Origin of the sequence: Comamonas sp. NyZ500 (assembly GCF_016772095.1) — a bacterium.
GTDB lineage: Bacteria > Pseudomonadota > Gammaproteobacteria > Burkholderiales > Burkholderiaceae_C > Comamonas > Comamonas thiooxydans.
In genome coordinates this window covers 328,323-344,668 of record NZ_JAEIJE010000002.1, presented here as the reverse complement: position 1 = coordinate 344,668, position 16,346 = coordinate 328,323, and the positions used below count along the sequence as shown (strand labels likewise).

Annotated in this window: 15 protein-coding genes; 6 read left to right on the top strand and 9 right to left on the bottom strand. The window is 64.9% G+C overall.

Annotated features, from left to right (window positions below):
* The first annotated feature begins 11 nt into the window (after nt 1–11).
* From JAO85_RS05165 to JAO85_RS05140, 6 genes are all read left to right on the top strand, one after another.
* On the top strand, nt 12–1,334 hold the full coding sequence (locus JAO85_RS05165; RefSeq protein ID WP_202787613.1) for a sulfatase: 1,323 nt from the start codon (nt 12–14) through the stop codon (nt 1,332–1,334).
* Between the two features lie 120 nt (nt 1,335–1,454).
* Nucleotides 1,455–2,453, top strand: a complete 999-nt coding sequence (gene miaA / locus JAO85_RS05160; protein WP_202787612.1) for a tRNA (adenosine(37)-N6)-dimethylallyltransferase MiaA — start codon at nt 1,455–1,457, stop codon at nt 2,451–2,453.
* Nucleotides 2,454–2,491: 38 nt separating this feature from the next.
* Nucleotides 2,492–3,226: an ABC transporter ATP-binding protein gene (locus tag JAO85_RS05155; protein ID WP_202787611.1), complete on the top strand. Its 735-nt coding sequence runs from the start codon at nt 2,492–2,494 to the stop codon at nt 3,224–3,226.
* A 20-nt stretch (nt 3,227–3,246) separates the two neighbouring features.
* Nucleotides 3,247–5,874 (top strand): FtsX-like permease family protein, encoded by a 2,628-nt coding sequence (locus JAO85_RS05150; RefSeq protein ID WP_202787610.1) that lies wholly within the window; start codon nt 3,247–3,249, stop codon nt 5,872–5,874.
* A gap of 87 nt (nt 5,875–5,961) precedes the next feature.
* Nucleotides 5,962–6,402 carry a VOC family protein gene (locus tag JAO85_RS05145; protein ID WP_012837327.1) on the top strand — a complete coding sequence of 147 codons (441 nt, stop codon included), beginning with the start codon at nt 5,962–5,964 and terminating at the stop codon, nt 6,400–6,402.
* Between the two features lie 63 nt (nt 6,403–6,465).
* A complete protein-coding gene (locus tag JAO85_RS05140) occupies nt 6,466–7,638 on the top strand; it encodes a lipocalin-like domain-containing protein (RefSeq protein WP_202787609.1) in 1,173 nt (390 codons plus the stop codon).
* Here the strand turns inward: JAO85_RS05140 and JAO85_RS05135 are convergent.
* The 9 genes from JAO85_RS05135 to JAO85_RS05095 form a co-directional block, all read right to left on the bottom strand.
* Nucleotides 7,627–8,307, bottom strand: coding sequence for a TetR/AcrR family transcriptional regulator (locus tag JAO85_RS05135; RefSeq protein ID WP_012837325.1), 681 nt, complete (start codon nt 8,305–8,307; stop codon nt 7,627–7,629). The two genes, JAO85_RS05140 and JAO85_RS05135, sit on opposite strands and share 12 nt — an antisense overlap.
* Before the next feature lie 177 nt (nt 8,308–8,484).
* Complete coding sequence (locus tag JAO85_RS05130) at nt 8,485–10,929, bottom strand: membrane-bound PQQ-dependent dehydrogenase, glucose/quinate/shikimate family (RefSeq protein ID WP_202787608.1); 2,445 nt, start codon at nt 10,927–10,929, stop codon at nt 8,485–8,487.
* Between the two features lie 230 nt (nt 10,930–11,159).
* The gene (locus JAO85_RS05125; protein WP_202787607.1) at nt 11,160–11,312 is read right to left on the bottom strand and encodes a hypothetical protein; all 153 of its coding nucleotides are present in this window, start codon (nt 11,310–11,312) and stop codon (nt 11,160–11,162) included.
* Between the two features lie 89 nt (nt 11,313–11,401).
* Nucleotides 11,402–11,644, bottom strand: a complete 243-nt coding sequence (locus JAO85_RS05120; protein ID WP_004883121.1) for a DUF2274 domain-containing protein — start codon at nt 11,642–11,644, stop codon at nt 11,402–11,404.
* Nucleotides 11,641–12,921 (bottom strand): TrbI/VirB10 family protein, encoded by a 1,281-nt coding sequence (locus JAO85_RS05115; protein ID WP_004883119.1) that lies wholly within the window; start codon nt 12,919–12,921, stop codon nt 11,641–11,643. The genes JAO85_RS05120 and JAO85_RS05115 overlap by 4 nt, the downstream gene beginning before the upstream one ends.
* Nucleotides 12,922–12,923: 2 nt before the next feature.
* A complete protein-coding gene (gene trbG, locus JAO85_RS05110) occupies nt 12,924–13,916 on the bottom strand; it encodes a P-type conjugative transfer protein TrbG (RefSeq protein WP_004883112.1) in 993 nt (330 codons plus the stop codon).
* On the bottom strand, nt 13,913–14,617 hold the full coding sequence (trbF, locus tag JAO85_RS05105; RefSeq protein WP_004883108.1) for a conjugal transfer protein TrbF: 705 nt from the start codon (nt 14,615–14,617) through the stop codon (nt 13,913–13,915). The genes trbG and trbF overlap by 4 nt, the downstream gene beginning before the upstream one ends.
* 29 nt (nt 14,618–14,646) lie before the next feature.
* Nucleotides 14,647–16,011, bottom strand: a complete 1,365-nt coding sequence (trbL, locus tag JAO85_RS05100) for a P-type conjugative transfer protein TrbL (protein WP_004883106.1) — start codon at nt 16,009–16,011, stop codon at nt 14,647–14,649.
* Nucleotides 16,008–16,334, bottom strand: a complete 327-nt coding sequence (locus JAO85_RS05095; protein WP_004883103.1) for a hypothetical protein — start codon at nt 16,332–16,334, stop codon at nt 16,008–16,010. Before JAO85_RS05095 ends, trbL begins: the two co-directional genes overlap by 4 nt.
* Between the last annotated feature and the right edge of the window lie 12 nt (nt 16,335–16,346).

Genomic DNA, 16,346 nt, shown 5'->3' with positions numbered 1-16,346 from the left:
ACGACCTACTCATGACCGCACCGAATATCGTTTTCATCCTGGCCGACGATCTGGGCTGGGCCGACCTGGGCGTCTATGGCGCCACCGATTTCAAGACCCCGCATCTGGACCGCCTCGCCGCCCAGGGCGTGCGCTTCAATCAGGCCTATGCCAACTCGGCCGTCTGCTCGGCCACCCGCATTGCGCTGATCACCGGGCGCTATCAGTATCGGTTCCAGGCCGGGCTTGAAGAGCCGCTGGCACGCCATGGCGCGCAACTCGGCCTGCCTGCCGATCACCCCACGCTGCCATCGCTGCTCAAGCAAGCGGGCTACGACACGGCGCTGATAGGCAAATGGCATCTGGGCAAGCCGCCCTCCTACGGCCCGCAGCGCAGCGGCTACGACTATTTCTTCGGCAACCACAGCGGTGCCATCGATTACTTCACGCACAAGCCCGGCGTCGGCGAGCAGTTCAGCCCCGACCTGTGGCAAGGCAGCGAGCCCGTGGAGCGCACGGGCTACTACACCTATATCCTGGGTGATGAAGCCACACGCTATGTCCATGAGCGCAAGGGCCAGGACAAGCCTTTTTTCCTGTCGCTGCACTTCACGGCACCGCACTGGCCCTGGGAAGGGCCTGACGACGAGCATGTCGCGCACAGCATCAAGGACCTGTTCCACTACGACGGCGGCAGTCTCAAGAAATATGGCGAAATCGTCGAGGCGCTGGACAAGGCCGTGGGCCAGGTGCTGCAGGCGCTCGATGACACCGGCCAGGCCGACAACACCATCGTCATCTTCACCAGCGACAACGGCGGCGAACGCTTTTCCAAGACCTGGCCTTTCACCGGTCAGAAAACCGAGCTGCTCGAAGGCGGCATCCGCGTACCCACACTGCTGCGCTGGAGCGCCCGCATCCAGCCACAGGTCCAGGAGCAGGTCACAGTCAGCTTCGACTGGCTGCCCACGCTGCTGGCCGCCGCAGGTGCCAGACCTCACCCGGACTTCCCCAGCGACGGCCAGAACATCCTGCCCATTCTGGAGGGCCATGCAGCCAATACCGAGCGCAGCCTGTTCTGGCGCTACAAATCACAGACCCAGCGTGCCGTGCGCCAGGGACCCTGGAAATACCTCAAGATCAACGACAACGAGTTTTTGTTCAATGTGGAGGAGGACGCCCGCGAACGCGCCAATCTCAAGGAGCATCAGCCAGCAATCTTTGCCGGGCTGCGCAGGCAGTGGGAGGAATGGAACGAGCAATTGCTGCCCATCACGGCCGAAATCTACAGCCACGGCCTCTCGCCCGACATTCAGGCCGATCGCTATGTGCCGGCACGCCTGAGCCGGGGCTAGGCAGGGCACTAAGCCCCACCGCTGCCGCCAGGCGGCAGGCTGCGTTATCCTTCACAACCAGCAAGAACCAATGACCGGCGGTCATTGGTTCTTGTGCTTTGACCTGTACGGATTTCGCCCATGACTGCTGCCCACACCCTGCCCTGTATCGCCATTGCCGGCCCCACTGCCTCGGGCAAGACTGCGGCAGCGCTGGCACTGGCCGAGCGCCTGGCACAACGCGGGCAGAAGGCCGAGATCATCAGCGTGGATTCGGCCCTGGTCTACAAAGGCATGGACATAGGCACAGCCAAGCCCACAAGGGACGAGCTGGCTGCCGTGCCGCATCACCTCATCGACATCATCGATCCGCTGCAGGCTTATAGCGCGGCCGAGTTCGTGCGCGACACGCAGACCCTGGTTGCCGAAATCCGCGCCCGCCAGGCCATACCTCTGCTGGTGGGCGGCACCATGCTGTACTTCAAGGCGCTGATGGACGGGCTGGACGATATGCCCGCAGCCAACCCCGAAGTGCGCGCCATGCTGGACGCTCAGGCCGCCGAACTGGGCTGGCCCGCCATGCATGCCAGACTGGCCCAGGTGGACCCCGTCACCGCAGCACGCCTGGCCCCCGGCGACAGCCAGCGCATCCAGCGCGCGCTTGAGGTCTGGCAGGTCTCGGGCAAACCGCTTTCGAGCTTTCACACAACCAGGAACAAAACGGGCCCTGCAGAACAGATGGGACTTGCAACGCTTTTCTCGCTGGAGCCTGCAGAGCGAGCCTGGCTGCACCAGCGCATTGCGCTGCGCTTTGATCTCATGCTGGAGCAGGGCTTCCTCGACGAAGTGCGCAGCCTGCGCGCGCGCGAAGACCTGCATCTGGATCTGCCCTCGATGCGCTGCGTGGGCTATCGCCAGGCCTGGGAAGCGCTGGAGGCCGATCCCGGCAAGCCGCTGGACATGGCAGGCCTGCGCGAGCGCGGCATCGCCGCCACACGCCAGCTGGCCAAGCGCCAGATCACCTGGCTGCGCTCCATGCCCCAGCGCCATGCCATTGCCTGCGATGCACCCGGCGCCCAGCAGCAATTGCTGGATGCCGCCATGGCTGCCATTGACGCGGCGCAGCAAGACGCCAGCTAAGAACCACGACCGCAGCCGCCCATCGTTAAGATCGCTGCATGGCTGCCACCGACTCACCCCACGCCCTTCCGCTGCTGCAGGTCAGCAACCTTGCCAAACGCTATGGCGAGGGCGAGGCCCAGACCACGGTCTTCGCACAGGTGAGCTGCGAGATCGCCGCCGGCGAGTTTGTCGCCATCGTCGGCAACTCCGGCGTGGGCAAGTCCACCTTTCTCAACTGCCTGGCCGGGCTGGACAGCTGGCAGCAAGGCCGGGTTCTGCATCACGGCACGGATCTTTCCTCGCTCGATGAAGCCCGGCGTGCCATCTGGCGGCGCGCGCATCTGGGCTTTGTGTTCCAGGCCTTTCATGTCCTGCCCCATCTCGATGTGGCGCAGAACGTTGCCCTGCCGCTGATGCTGCTGGGCCGCATGGACGTGCGGGGTCAGCAGCGCGTGCAGCAGGTGCTGCAAGCCGTGGGACTCGCGGGTCTGGGCCAGCGCCTGCCCCAGCAGCTCAGCGGCGGCCAGCTGCAGCGCGTGGCCATAGCGCGAGCCCTGGTGCATTCACCGCCTCTGCTGCTGGCCGATGAGCCCACGGGCAATCTGGACCCATCCACAGCCCAGCAGATCATGGATTTGCTGCTGCAGCAAACCCGCGACAACGGCACGGCGCTGGTACTGGTCACCCATTCCGCAGAAGCGGCCAGACGCGCCGACCGCGTGCTGCGGCTGACGGCCGATGGCATGCAGGCCGAACTCTCGATGTCGCAGCAAACATCGCTAGGCCTGTGACTTCACGCCCTCCGCTTCTTATGCTGCTGAGCAGCTTCTCCTGGCAGGAGCTGCGCCAGCATCCCTGGCGCACGGCCACGGCGCTGATTGCCATCATGCTTGGCGTGGCGCTGGGCTTTGCCGTCCATGTGATCAACCAGTCGGCACTGGACGAATTTTCCAGGGCTGTACGCAGCGTCAACGGCCAGCCCGACCTGCAACTGCACGCCATGCAGGGCGGTCTGCCGCTGGCACTCTATCCGCAAGTGGCGCAGACCCGGGGCGTCGCCACCGCCGTTCCCTGGGTCGAGACCACGGTGTTGCTGCCGGACAGCACTGCAGATTTGCAGACGCGCAGCACGCTAGGAGCAGCGCAAGGCGTGAGCTTGCGCGTGCTCGGCAGCGATGCCCTCAAACTGGCACCTGTCGCCCCGGCCCTGATGCCGCGCCTGTTTGAAGGCGGCAACCGGCTCGATCTGTTTGCACCCGACGCCGTATTTCTCAATGCCGCCGCCTTGCAGGCCCTGCGTCTGAGTCCTGAGCAAGCCGCCAACGCCCCCATGCAATGGCTGCTCAACGGCCAGGCCCAGCAACTTCGCATTGCGGGCACGGTCGCCGCCAGCGGCGCACCGGTCGCAGTCATGGACATTGGCGCACTGCAGCAGAAGCTCGGCCTGTTTGACCGTATCGACAGGCTGGACCTTTTGCTGACCGACAGCGCCAGCCGCAGCCAGGTGGCCACCGCCCTGCACGCCCTGCCGGCCTGGCAAGACCAGGTATTGATCCAGCAGCCCAGCGACGATCAGCAGCGCGTGGGCGAGATGTCGCGCGCCTACCGCGTCAACCTCACGGTGCTGGCGCTGGTGGCCTTGTTCACGGGAGCGTTTCTGGTGTTCTCGGTGCTGGCGCTCAGCGTGGCCCAGCGCGCGCCGCAGTTTGCGCTGCTGGCCGTGCTTGGGGCCACGCCACGCCAGCGCATGGCGCTGGTGCTGCTGGAAGCACTGGCTCTGGGGACTCTGGGCAGCCTGGCTGGCATTGCGCTGGGTACGGCGCTGGCCTGGCTGGCACTGCAGGTGCTGGGTGGCGATCTGGGCGGCGGATTCTTTGCCGGCGTGCAGCCAGCCCTGCACTGGAGTCCTGCTGCGGCGCTGGTCTTTGGTCTGCTGGGCATTGCCGCCACGCTGGCCGGGGCCTGGTGGCCGGCACGCGCCGCCATGGATCTGCCGCCTGCGGCCACACTCAAGGGACTGGGCAGCACGCATGAGAGAGCCCCGCGCCTGTGGCCCGCAGTGACGCTGCTTGCAGCCAGCCTGGTGCTGGCCTTTATGCCACCGGTGGCAGGTATCCCGCTGGCGGCCTATATGGCAGTGGGCCTGCTGTTGCTGGGCGGCATGTCAGCTCTGCCCTGGCTGCTGGGTTCGGTGCTGGGACTGGTACCCAAGGCCTTCTCGCGCCAGCCGCTGGCCATGCTGGCGCTGGAGCGCGCGCGGCGCATGCGCCACGCCACCACCGTGGCCGTGGGTGGTGTGGTGGCCAGCCTGAGCCTGGCCGTGGCCCTGACGGTGATGGTCACCAGCTTTCGCGGCAGCATGATGGAGTGGCTGGACGCCGTATTGCCCGCCCCCATGTATGTGCGCGCCGCCGGCGGCTCCAGCCGTGTCGATGCAGCCCTGCTGCCGGCCGATGCGGCGCAGCGCCTGGAACAGCTACCTGGCATAGAACGAGCCCAGGCCATGCGCAGCAGCCAGCTGGTACTGAGCCCCGAACGCCCGGCCATCAGTCTGCTGATTCGACCTCTTCAAGGGCAGCAGGCCATGCAGCTTCCCTGGGTGGAGGGTCCAATTCATGAGACACGCCCAGGCATTGCCGTGCACATCAGCGAAGCCGTGGCCCAGCTCTATGGCCTGAAGCCCGGTGATGCGTGGCCGCTGCTTTCCAAGGCTTTCAGCCTTCAAACCCAGGACCACCAAGCGCCGAAAGCTTCTTTTTACATTGCATCCGTGTGGCGCGACTATGTGCGTCAGTTCGGTGCCGTGGCCCTGGACTGGAAGGACTACCTGGCACTGGTGGGTCAGGCAGGCAATGCCGCGCAGATCAGCGAGATCGCCGTCTGGCCGGAGTCCCAAAGCCAGCTGTCTGGCACCGATCTGCAAGCGGCGATAGAGCAGGCCCTCGGCACGCCGGGGCAATCGCCCCCTGCGGCGCTGGAATTTGTCAGCAGCCAGGCTCTGCGCGAGCGTTCCTTGCGCATTTTCGATCGAAGCTTTGCCGTCACTTACTGGCTGCAGGCCGTGGCCATAGGCATAGGCCTGTTCGGCATTGCCGCCAGCTTCAGCGCCCAGGTGCTGGCCAGGCGCAAGGAGTTCGGGCTGCTGGCCCATCTGGGCCTGACGCGCCGCAATGTGCTGAGCGTGGTCGCCGCCGAGGGTCTGGCCTGGACCATGCTGGGCACCATCGCGGGCACGCTGCTGGGGCTGGGCGTGGCCGTGATTCTGGTGCATGTGGTCAACCCGCAGAGCTTTCACTGGACCATGGAGTTACGCCTGCCCCTGCTGCGCCTGCTGATGCTGGGCACCGCCGTGGTGCTGGCAGGCGTCATCACCGCGTGGCTGGCCGGGCGCCGGGCCGCCAGTGCCGACGCGGTGCTGGCCGTTAAGGAGGACTGGTAGCTATACCTGCACCCCTGTCAGCGTTTTTCACACGATTGCGCCATGGCGCGGCGCACAATGAAACCTTAATCGCTGCGAGGAGTTCGTATGCAAATCCAGCCCTATCTGTTTTTCGATGGCCGCTGCGAAGAGGCCCTGGATTTCTACCAGGCCGCTCTGGGGGCCGAGATCACCATGCTGATGCGCTACAAGGATGCTCCGCCGCAGCCCGAGTCATCGAGCCAGCAAGGCTGCGGCCCGGGCCAGATGGATCCCGAAAAAATCATGCACGCCAATGTCCAGATTGGCGAGACGCAGATCATGGCATCCGACGGCATGAACGGCGGCAAGCCCGACTTCAAAGGCTTTTCTCTGTCCATCACCGCGCCCAGCGAGAATGAGGCCGACCGCATCTTTGCCGCCATCGGTCAGGGCGGCAAGGTACAGATGGCGCTGGACACCACGTTTTTTGCGCGTCGTTTTGGCGTGGTTACCGACCGCTTCGGGGTCAGCTGGATGGTGATCGTTCCCCTGGTCGATATAGGCTGAGGCAGCGCAAAGCAGCACCTCGGGGTGACGGCATTGCGCTGATCGGCTCGGCGACAATGGGTCATGCCTTATCAGCCCACGCCCTCCCTGCCTCAACAACCGGCACCGCTGGCCCTGTCACGCAGGCAGTCCCTGCAGAGGCTGGCTGCTGCCGGCCTGGGCTGGGCGGCTCTGGGCCTGCCTCTGCCAGCCTCGGCTTTGCCGCTCAAGACCCTGCAGTTTCCGCGCGACTTTGGCAGCCACCCGGATCTGCAGACCGAGTGGTGGTACATCACCGGGCACTTGCAGGCCGGCGGCAAGCCCTGGGGCTTTCAGCTGACTTTCTTTCGCTCGCGCATCGAAGCCGCGCAAAGCCTGCAATCGGCGCTCGCGGCCAAGCAGCTGATCTTCGCCCATGCGGCCCTGTGCGATGTCGAAGGCCAAAAGCTGCGCCACGATCAGCGTATGGCGCGCGCGGGCCTGGGTCTGGCCGGAGCCAGCGAAAACGATACCGATGTGCATATCAACGACTGGTATCTTCAGCGTCGACCCGTACCGGGACGAAGCGCCAGCGAAGCCAGTCGCTACAGAGCTCTGCTGAGCAGCCAGGACTTCACGCTGGATCTTGAATTTGATACCACGCAGCCACTGCTGCTGCAGGGCCGGGACGGTCTGTCACGCAAAGGCCCGCGTGAGGAACAGGCCAGCTACTACTACAGCCAGCCTCAGCTCAAGGTCGGCGGCTCCATCACCGTGGGCGGGCAGCAACTGCCTGTGCAAGCCAGCGCACACAACCGCGCCTGGCTGGACCATGAATGCAGCGCGGCCATCATGGACCCGGAAGCCCAGGGCTGGGACTGGATAGGCATGAATCTCGATGACGGCAGCGCCCTCACGGCCTTTCATCTGCGCCGACGCAATGGATCGGCGCTCTGGGCCGGTGGCTCATTCCGCGCGCCGAACCAGAGCGCGCAAATCTTTGCCGCCGATCAGGTGCGGTTCAAACCGCTGCGCCACTGGAGCAGCCCGCACAGCAAGGCCAGCTATCCCGTAGCCTGGAGCGTGCAGACGCCCGCGGGCCGTTTCGAGGTTCACGCCCTGGTGGACGACCAGGAACTCGACAGTCGCGCCAGCACCGGCGCCATTTACTGGGAGGGTCTGTGCGAGCTGCGCAGCATCGGCGCCGATGGCAAAAGCGTCCGCGTAGGCAGCGGTTACCTGGAAATGACCGGCTATGCGAATGCACTAAGGCTTTAGGGCCTGGGGCTTGCACACCAAAGCGCGGAGCTGATCGAGCAGAAGCTGCAGATGGCGCTCGCGCAAGCTCTCGCCCAAGAGATCGACCTGCAGCAGGCTCTGCCAGGTCGCGGCATGATCCACGCGGAAGCCGGACAGGGCCGAAATCAGATAGTGGACATCGACCGCGCTCAGTTGATCCTTGAACAGGCCCTGCGCCACGCCGCGCTGCAGAATGCGCTCGATCGGCTCCAGCGCCGCCTTGCGCAACAGCTCGGTCTTGGAGATCTGGCCCAGCATCTCGCCGCCCTGGAAATTCTCCTGCAGCACCAGACGCGTGAACTCCTGGTTCTGCTCGTGATACTCGAAGCTCCTTTGTGCCAGCGCATGCAACGCCTGCAAGGGCTCCAGCGCATCGAGATTGAGCTGCTCCTCCGACTCGCGAATATCCGAGTAGCTCTGCTCGATGACCGCGAGGTACACGTCTTTCTTATTGCCGAAGTAGTAGTAGAGCATGCGCTTGGCGCAGCCCGCCTTGGCGGCAATGCGTTCCAGCCGCGCTCCGTCATAGCCGTAATTGGCAAACTCGGTCTTGCCCGCGTCCAGCAGGGCTCGGCGCATATCGGCCGATGCCTCGTCTGCCGAAGGCTGCTGGCTCAGTGAATTTTCAGGACCTTGCTGCTCGCTCACGACCACATCTCCATTGACTCAAGCGCGCGAGCGTAACACGCAGCTCAGGCATGAAAAAAGCCCCCCCACGCTTCCCACTGCGTGTGGTCGCTGCCCCTCCGGGAGGGGCGTTGCCCGGCGATGAAAAAAGCCATGGCTCTAACGAGCCATGGCTGTTCGGTTCAATGCCTGCGTCGCTTATTTGCCGCTATCGGGCAATGCGTAGGCAATCACGTAGTCACCGCGGTCGGGCGACTGGCGGGCGCCGCCGGCCGAGATGACCACATATTGCTTGCCGGTTCTGGGCGACTTGTAAGTCATGGGGCCGCCCTGGCTGCCAACTGGCAGTCGGCCCTTCCAGATTTCCTTGCCGGTGGCGCTATCCCAGGCGCGCAGGTAGTAATCCTGCGTGCCGGCAAAGAACACCAGACCGCCCTGGGTCGCCAGCGTGCCGCCCAGTGTTGGCAGGCCCACAGGCATGGGCATGCGCATCTTGATGCCCATGGGACCCTGATCCTGCACCGTGCCCACGGGCACCTGCCAGACCACTTGCTGGGTCTTCATATCGATGGCGGTCAGCGTGCCGAACGGAGGCTTCTGGCAAGGAATGCCCAGAGGCGACATGAAGCGGTCCTTGATCACCGCATAGGGAGTGCCTCCCAGCGGCACCTGGCTCATGCCGGTGTTGGGCGCCTCGCCGCCGTCGGACAGCTTGTCCTTTTTCTGCTGGGGCATCATCTGCACCCACAGGCCCAGACGCATGTCGTTCACAAAGATCAGATTGTTGCCGGGATCCGCAGACAGGCCGCCCCAGTTCATGCCGCCCAGCGAACCCGGGAAGCTCAGCGACACATCGGTGCCAGGCGCGGTGAACAGGCCTTCATAGCGCATGGACTTGAACTTGATCCGGCAGATCAGCTGATCCACCGGCGTCGCGCCCCACATATCGGCTTCGGTCAGGGTCTTGGTGCCGATCTGCGGCATGCCCACGGACAGAGGCTGGGTCGGGGCATACTTTTCGCCGGGAATATGGCCGGGCTTGACGGCAATGTCTTCCACCTTGGTCAGCGGCTTGCCGCTGTGGCGGTCCAGCACAAAGATCTGACCGGCCTTGGTACCGACCACCAGCGCTGGCGTCGTCTTGCCGTCCTGCTGAGGAAAATCGATCAATGTGGGAGCCATGGGAAGGTCGAAGTCCCACAAGTCGTTGTGCACGGTTTGGTACACCCATTTTTCCTTGCCCGTGGCAGCATCCAGCGCGAGGATGGACGCACCGTACTTCAGGTCCGCTGCAGAGCGCGTGGCGCCATACAGGTCCACCGAAGCCGATCCCATGGGCAGGTACACGGTATTGGAGCTCGGGTCGTAGGTCGTTCCCGCCCAGACATTGGCCGATGAGCGGGTGTAGGTCTCGCCGGGCTTGAGCACTTCATTAGGCGTGGCCGAGCCGGAGTCGAACGCCCAGCGCTGTGCGCCGGTCATTACATCGAAGCCGCGAATCACGCCACCAGGCATGTCCACCTGTACGTTGTCGGCCACGCGGCCGCCGATCACCACCGTGGTGCCGGCCACCGTGGGCGCCGATGTCAGGGTGTAGAAGGCGGGATTTGAAATAGTGCCGACGCCCTGCTTGAGGTCGACCACGCCGTGATCGCCGAACTCGCCGCACAACTCGCCGTTGTCTGCGTTGATGGCAAACAGACGTGCATCGATGGTGTTCATCAGAATGCGGCGCTTGCAGGCGGCGCCAGCAGGCAGGCTCACCGCCTGCACGGGAGTCGATCCCGGCACGCTGGGCTGAGCCAGTGCGGCATCCGCATCGAAGTAGGCCAGTCCGCGGCAGCGCTCCCACACACCGCCCACATGGGAGTTGGTGTCATGACGCCACAGCTGCTTGCCGGTGTCGGCGTCGAGCGCAATCACGTTGTTGCTGGGCGTGCAGACAAACACCTTGTCGCCCACCTGCAGCGGTGTGGTCTGGTCTTCAGCGCCGGCGCCTGTGGACTTGGGTATGTCGCCGGTGCGAAAAGTCCAGGCCACCTGCAACTGGCTCACGTTGTCCACGTTGATCTGATCCAGCGCGGCAAAGCGGTCGTTGTTGCTGCTGTTGCCGTAATGGCTCCAGTCCTTCTGCTCGCCGGCAGCATCCACGGGCTTGCGTGCCACGGCAGACTGGGTCTGCACCTCGGGGTGAATCTGGAACATGGACACAAAGGCCGCCATGCCAGCCACCAGCATGACCGCCGCTGCAGCAAATGGCAGCTTGCTGGACGACGCCTTGCCCGGCTCACCAGCCTTACGCAGCAGGGGCATGCTGGCCAGCACCACCACGGCAGCAAAGGTCAAGGCCAGCAGACGCGAAATCAGGCTCCAGTAATCCAGACCCACTTCGGCCAGCGCCCACAACACGGTCGCGCCGAAAGTGCCCAGGTAGAACCATGCACCGCTCACGCGGCGGCGAACCAATTGCACGCCGGACAGCAGCAGCCCCAGGCCAGCGAGCAAAAAGTACCAGCTGCCGCCCAGGCTGATGAGCTTGCCACCGCCTATCAAGAAGAACAGGCCGGCAAGCGCCAGCGCCGCCCCCAGAACCCAGAGCCAGATGCGCGCGGCCAAGGGCTGCGCCTGCTCCCGATGTGTCATATCGAACCTCGAACTGTATGCGCCTGCACGCGCACCGGCATCCGGCTGCACTCAGGCATTTTTGAAATGAGAAAAAAAGTCCATTGTTGTGAGAAATAAAGTCCATCGCTTGCAAACGTGTACCAGCAATTTCAGAAATCTCTGAAAATTACCCTCTCCTGATCTGAGTCATGGCAATAAAAAATGTCCGCAGTCAAGCGATTGTTGAAATCAGCCTGATGGCCGGAAGTCTATATGGGGTGCGGGTTTGGCTCTACTTCGGGCCGCCTTGCGGGGCTGTGGCGTTGTGGGCTGGGAGCCACATAGGAGCTTCGCGGTAGAAAGCCCGAGCGTGCTGCATCGGGGGCGGTTGCCTGCAGGCGGTAGCCGCGTTTGGTCTTCATAGCCCAATCGGTCGCCGTCCTCCAGAATGAAGAACGCGCAGCCTTGGGCTGCGCGTTTGAGGGATGGCCGCCAGCGGAAACCGGCATCATCAGCTTGGCTTCGGCGGCGCGGCCTTGCCCGCGCCTCCCTTCCTGAATCCCCGATCTCCGACCATGAAGGCTTCTAGCATGTGCGGAATTAGCACCGTGGCATCGACCGCCTCGCCGTAGGTCTGCGCGTGCAGCGTAGCGTAGCGGTCGAGGTCGGCTTTCAGGCTGGCCGGGCAAGCAAAAGTCAGCTTCGTGGATTCCGTTTTCGGCAGCGGCCCGAGCCGTAGCTTGCGCGTCGTCATCGCGAAGTCCCCCTGTTGAAGAAAAGTGGCTGGTACGGCCGCAGCACCAGATCGCGGTTGACGATGATGCGAACCGGCAAGCCGGGGCGCTCCGTCAAGGTGGGCTGGATGTTGAGGTTGCGCCGGGTCATCTCCTGACCGACCTGATTGATGCTGTCCTGGGCGCTATCGCGGCCGGCGATGATGACGCGATCACCGTCCTGCCGGTTCTCCGGCGCAGCCAGTTCGGCACCGATGCCCAGTAGCGTCGTCAGTGCCGCACCGGCAAAGACGCGATCCCAATGCCAATCCACATCATCTTCCAAGCCGGCGTAGCCGGCCGGATCGGTGCCGGCCAAGTTGTCGAGCTTGAGCGAAGACGTGTCGGGCAGGATGATCCGGTTCCACACCACTTGCACGCGGCTCTGCCCGTAGCTGACCTGGCTGTTGTATTTGCCCAGGATGCGTGACCCCTGCGGGATCAGCAGGAACTTGCCGGTAGCCGTGTCATAGACCGGCTCCGTCACTGTGGCGATCACATCGCCCGGCAAGTCCGACTTGATGCCCGTCACCAGCGCCCCGGCGACCACCGTTCCGGCCATGACCTGATACGGCGACGCCGGCAGCGTCAGGTTGCCGGAATCACGGGCTTCCGTGGTTCCGGCTTTCTGGAATGCCTCTTTCTGGTCTTGCCGGTTCTGCACGGCGGTCGGGTCGGCGGGCTGGGCCGCCGTCGACGCAGGCCCGGCCGCCAGCGGGTCGAAGGCCGCATTGGCGGTGAAGCCCGGCGCAGCGGCTACCTGTGTCTGCGCCACCGGCGCGGCCTTCTGCGAACCAGAGCGGAAGAACACCGCCGATGCCGCTGCTGCTTCGGCTTCCTTGCGCAACGCGTCGTTGGGGTCGTTGCCGGGGGCCGCGTAGGCGGCCGTCACCGGCTGCTGCGACTTCACAATGGCCGGGCCAAGATCGCCTGGCAGCGGCGGCCCCAACTCCGGCACGGATGCCGCCAAGGGGGGCGGCAGCTTCGAGTAGTCCGCCGGCAGCGCGTCCAACCCTTCGGACTTCGAGACGCGATCGACGTTGTAAAGCTCGGTCTGCTCGCCTGCACCGCGCCGCTGCGGTTGCAGCGACCACATCAGCGCGCCGAGCACAGCGACCGAGAGACCGCCGACGAGGATGGCCAGCGTGCGCCGGTTCAGGCGCGTGACCGGGCGCGGTTGGGCGCGCAGCGCAACTGCCTCGGGTGCCACCTTGCCCGCATGCGGCGTGGCGAGGTCGGGAGTGTCGTCCTGGCTCATGGTCAGTTCCTCCGCGCCAAGCCATCCGTGCGTTCGATACGCACCACGTCACCCTTGTCGCCGCCCAGGCGCAGTTCGGCCGCGCCGAACAGCCGATCCACGATGTAGTAAGGCGAGCGAAAACGGTAATTCACCAGTTGTCCGTCGCCCTGCGCGCCGATGACGAACAGCGGTGGCAGCTCGCCTTGGGCGATTCCCGGCGGGAACTGGATATAGACCTTCTCGCCATCGTCGAAGGCGCGCAGCGGCTTCCACGGCGGATTGCTGCCTGAGACGGAATATCGGAAGCGGATCTTCTCCAGCGACAGTCCGGTATCGACCGGTGCGGCGGCGCTAGCCGCCTGCGACTGGCGCTGCAAGGCCAACATCCGGTCTTTTGGGTAGTCCCAGGACACCGACGCCATCCATGCCTTTTCCGTCGAGGTCAGTTCCAGCAGGTATGTTCTGCGACTGGTGGTGATGACCAAATTCGTCTTGAGGCCTGAGCGGATGGGCTTGACCAGCACATTGATGCGCATCGCGTCGCCGCTGCCGCTGGACGTGTCACCGACGATCCAGCGCACGGTATCGCCGGCTGCGACCGTCACTAGTTCCTCGCCCGGCTGCAAGGAAACCACGGTCACGCGTCCCGGCGCGGCATAGACTTGGTAGAGCGCACCATCGGTGAAGGGCCACACCTGAATCGCATTGACGTAGCCCTCGCGCGTGGGCGCGATGCGCGCCTCGGCATTGGCACGGGAAACGCGCACCTTCTCATCGGCCGGCTCCGGCTTAGCCGGGGCCGCGTCCAACTCGTGCAGCGGCTTCAACTGCGCTGGCAGCGCCAGCGGCTCGGGCATGGCGACGACTTCCACTGGAGCAGGCGGCTCCGGCAGCGGCTGTGCCTGCACCGGCTCATCGAGCGAAATGGACGGAGGCGGCTTGCCCTGCGAAGCGCAGCCCGACAGGGCCACCACGGTCAGCGCGAAAGCGTATAAGCGGAAAGACAGGTTCATGGCTTGGCTCCTTCAGAAGAATCCAGTTCGCGGCTCCACGACAGGCCGTTGACGTAGATACCCAGCGGGTTCTTGCGCAGGCGCTGTTCGGTGCGCGGGGTTTGCAGGACGGTGGAAAGCACCGCGTTCCATCGCTCGGTCCCGGCGGGGGCACCGTTGATGAACCGTTGCTCCGTCCAACGGACGTTGAACGAGGCATCGCTGGCGCGTACCACGCTGGTGATCTGCACCGTCACCGACTCGCGGCCAACACGGGCGAAAGGATCGTTCTTGCTGGCGTAGTCGTTGAGCACCGCCGCGCCTTTGTCGGTGGTGTAGTCGTAGGCGTCCAGCCAGTTTTGCCGCACCACGATGGGATCGATAGACAGCGAGCGCACCAGCGTCACGAAGCGCGCCAGGTGGTGCGCGATCTGCGCATCGGCGGGCCGGTACGGCGTGGCGGCTTCGCCGACGGCGCGCACCTGCCCCGACTGATCGACCTCGATGACGTAAGGGGTGACGATGGACTGCGCCGAGCGCCACACCAGGCCACCGGCCATCAGCAGCGCAAGCGTGAGGCAGCCGAAGGCCATAAAACGCCAGTTCTTGGCCTGGACGCGGGCCGAGCCGATGCGCTCGTCCCACACCTGCGCGGCGGATTGGTACGGGGTGGCAGGCTGCGGCGTGTCGGCATAGCGCACCTGCGGGCGTTTGAATCGCATAGGGTTCTCCTTGGTGGTCAGGTATCGGGTCACGCATCGGGGCGCAGGCTTGGGCCTTGCCCTGAGCCGCCGCCGTCGCCACTGCGCAGCGTGTGGGCTGCGGTGGTTGCGGCATGGGTGATCTGCTGGCGGCGGTGCATCCGCTTTGCCCAGGCGGGTTGCTCTTGCTTCGGCGCGCTGGCTGCGCCTTCGCCTGCGGCGGCCTGGCCGGAACCGGCAGCGCCGACATCCGCACCGTTCCATCCTGCCCGGAAGGAGTCGGCCACCTTCTGACCGGCAGCGGAAGCGCCCGATGCAGCTCGGCGGCCTGCCGCTTGCGCGCCGGTCTTGGCGACATTGCCGAGGCCCGCAGCCGCGCCTTTAGCCCCGCCGCCCGCAGCGGCGGAACCGGCCTGGAATGCGGACTTGGCGCTGCTGGCCGCCGACGTGGCGGCGCGTGCGCCGCTCCCGGCCAGCTTTGCGGCGGCCGGGGCCATGCGTGCGCCCGCCATGACGGCACCGCCCACGCCGGTCGCGGCGGCACCGATGGCAACACCCGTGCCTACCGCGCCGACGGCAGCGCCCGCCATCGCACCCGCGCCGAGCTGCGGCGCACCGGACACAAGGCCCGTGGCGATGCCGGGGCCGAAGATGCCCAGCGCCAGCAAGGCAAGCGAAGCCAGCATCACGACAAGCGCATGGTCGATGGAAGGCTCGTCGGGATGAACCTGGAACTCCGCGAACAGGCCCGAGCCGATGCCGACGATTACCGCCAGCACCAAGACCTTGATGCCTGACGAAACCACATTGCCGAGCACCTTTTCCGCGAGGAACGAGGTTTTGTTCCAGAGCGCAAACGGGATCAAGACGAAGCCGGCAAGCGTGGTCAGCTTGAACTCGATCAACGTGATGAAAAGCTGAACCGCGAGCACGAAGAAACAGAGGATCACCACCAGCCAAGCGATGAACAGCACCACGATGGGGTCGAGGTTCACGAACACTTCGGGGAAGCCGGCCATGTCACCGATCTGGTCGAGGATCGGCGCAGCGGCGTCGATGCCGGTCTTGGCAAGCCGACCCGGCTGCAAGAAGTTCTCCATCGTTATGGCCGAGCCAGTGGCGGTGATGCCTAGCCCGGCGAACGAGCGGAACACGATGCTCGACAGCCAATTGAAGTTACCGATGATGTAGGCGAAGGCACCGACGTAAAGCACCTTGCGCAGCAGCTTGGCGATCACGTCCTCGCCCTGGCCGGTCGCATGGCTCATGGCCCAATACAGACCGGCAATGGTCATGTCGATGACAATGAGAGTGGCCGTCAGGAACGCGACTTCGCCTTGCAGCAGACCGAAACCGGAGTCGATGTAGCGCGAGAAGGTATCGAGGAATCTGTCGATGATCGTTACGTCGTTCATGGCGTGTCCTCCGCAGCGGCGAGCGACGCATCACCTTCCGGCGCGTCGTCGGTTGGCGTGTCGAAACTCGCCGGAATCGGCGGCAGTTCTGCCAGCGTCCGGTATTCGTCCGGCCCAGTCTGGCCGGTGAAGAAGCGCCGCCGGAAGGCTTCGGCAGCGGCGCGACAGGTGTCTTCGCCTGCGGTTTGCCGGTCGGCTGCGCATTGGGCGCGCAGCGCCTTGAGCCGCACGGGATCGGCGGCCAAGGTGGCGGTCAGGTCTTCAGCCGGCTGCTGGCCGCATGCGGTCAGCAGCACGGCCAGCAGGACAGGAACGCATCGCATGGCCGCCTCCCG

Bases quoted from the DNA above. Each gene is read 5' to 3' on its own strand.
- JAO85_RS05165 (WP_202787613.1), top strand. From the start codon at position 12: ATGACCGCACCGAATATCGTTTTCATCCTGGCCGACGATCTGGGCTGG.
- miaA (WP_202787612.1), top strand. From the start codon at position 1,455: ATGACTGCTGCCCACACCCTGCCCTGTATCGCCATTGCCGGCCCCACT.
- JAO85_RS05155 (WP_202787611.1), top strand. From the start codon at position 2,492: ATGGCTGCCACCGACTCACCCCACGCCCTTCCGCTGCTGCAGGTCAGC.
- JAO85_RS05150 (WP_202787610.1), top strand. From the start codon at position 3,247: ATGCTGCTGAGCAGCTTCTCCTGGCAGGAGCTGCGCCAGCATCCCTGG.
- JAO85_RS05145 (WP_012837327.1), top strand. From the start codon at position 5,962: ATGCAAATCCAGCCCTATCTGTTTTTCGATGGCCGCTGCGAAGAGGCC.
- JAO85_RS05140 (WP_202787609.1), top strand. From the start codon at position 6,466: ATGCCTTATCAGCCCACGCCCTCCCTGCCTCAACAACCGGCACCGCTG.
- JAO85_RS05130 (WP_202787608.1), bottom strand. From the start codon at position 10,929: ATGACACATCGGGAGCAGGCGCAGCCCTTGGCCGCGCGCATCTGGCTC.
- JAO85_RS05125 (WP_202787607.1), bottom strand. From the start codon at position 11,312: ATGAAGACCAAACGCGGCTACCGCCTGCAGGCAACCGCCCCCGATGCA.
- JAO85_RS05120 (WP_004883121.1), bottom strand. From the start codon at position 11,644: ATGACGACGCGCAAGCTACGGCTCGGGCCGCTGCCGAAAACGGAATCC.
- JAO85_RS05115 (WP_004883119.1), bottom strand. From the start codon at position 12,921: ATGAGCCAGGACGACACTCCCGACCTCGCCACGCCGCATGCGGGCAAG.
- trbG (WP_004883112.1), bottom strand. From the start codon at position 13,916: ATGAACCTGTCTTTCCGCTTATACGCTTTCGCGCTGACCGTGGTGGCC.
- trbF (WP_004883108.1), bottom strand. From the start codon at position 14,617: ATGCGATTCAAACGCCCGCAGGTGCGCTATGCCGACACGCCGCAGCCT.
- trbL (WP_004883106.1), bottom strand. From the start codon at position 16,011: ATGAACGACGTAACGATCATCGACAGATTCCTCGATACCTTCTCGCGC.
- JAO85_RS05095 (WP_004883103.1), bottom strand. From the start codon at position 16,334: ATGCGATGCGTTCCTGTCCTGCTGGCCGTGCTGCTGACCGCATGCGGC.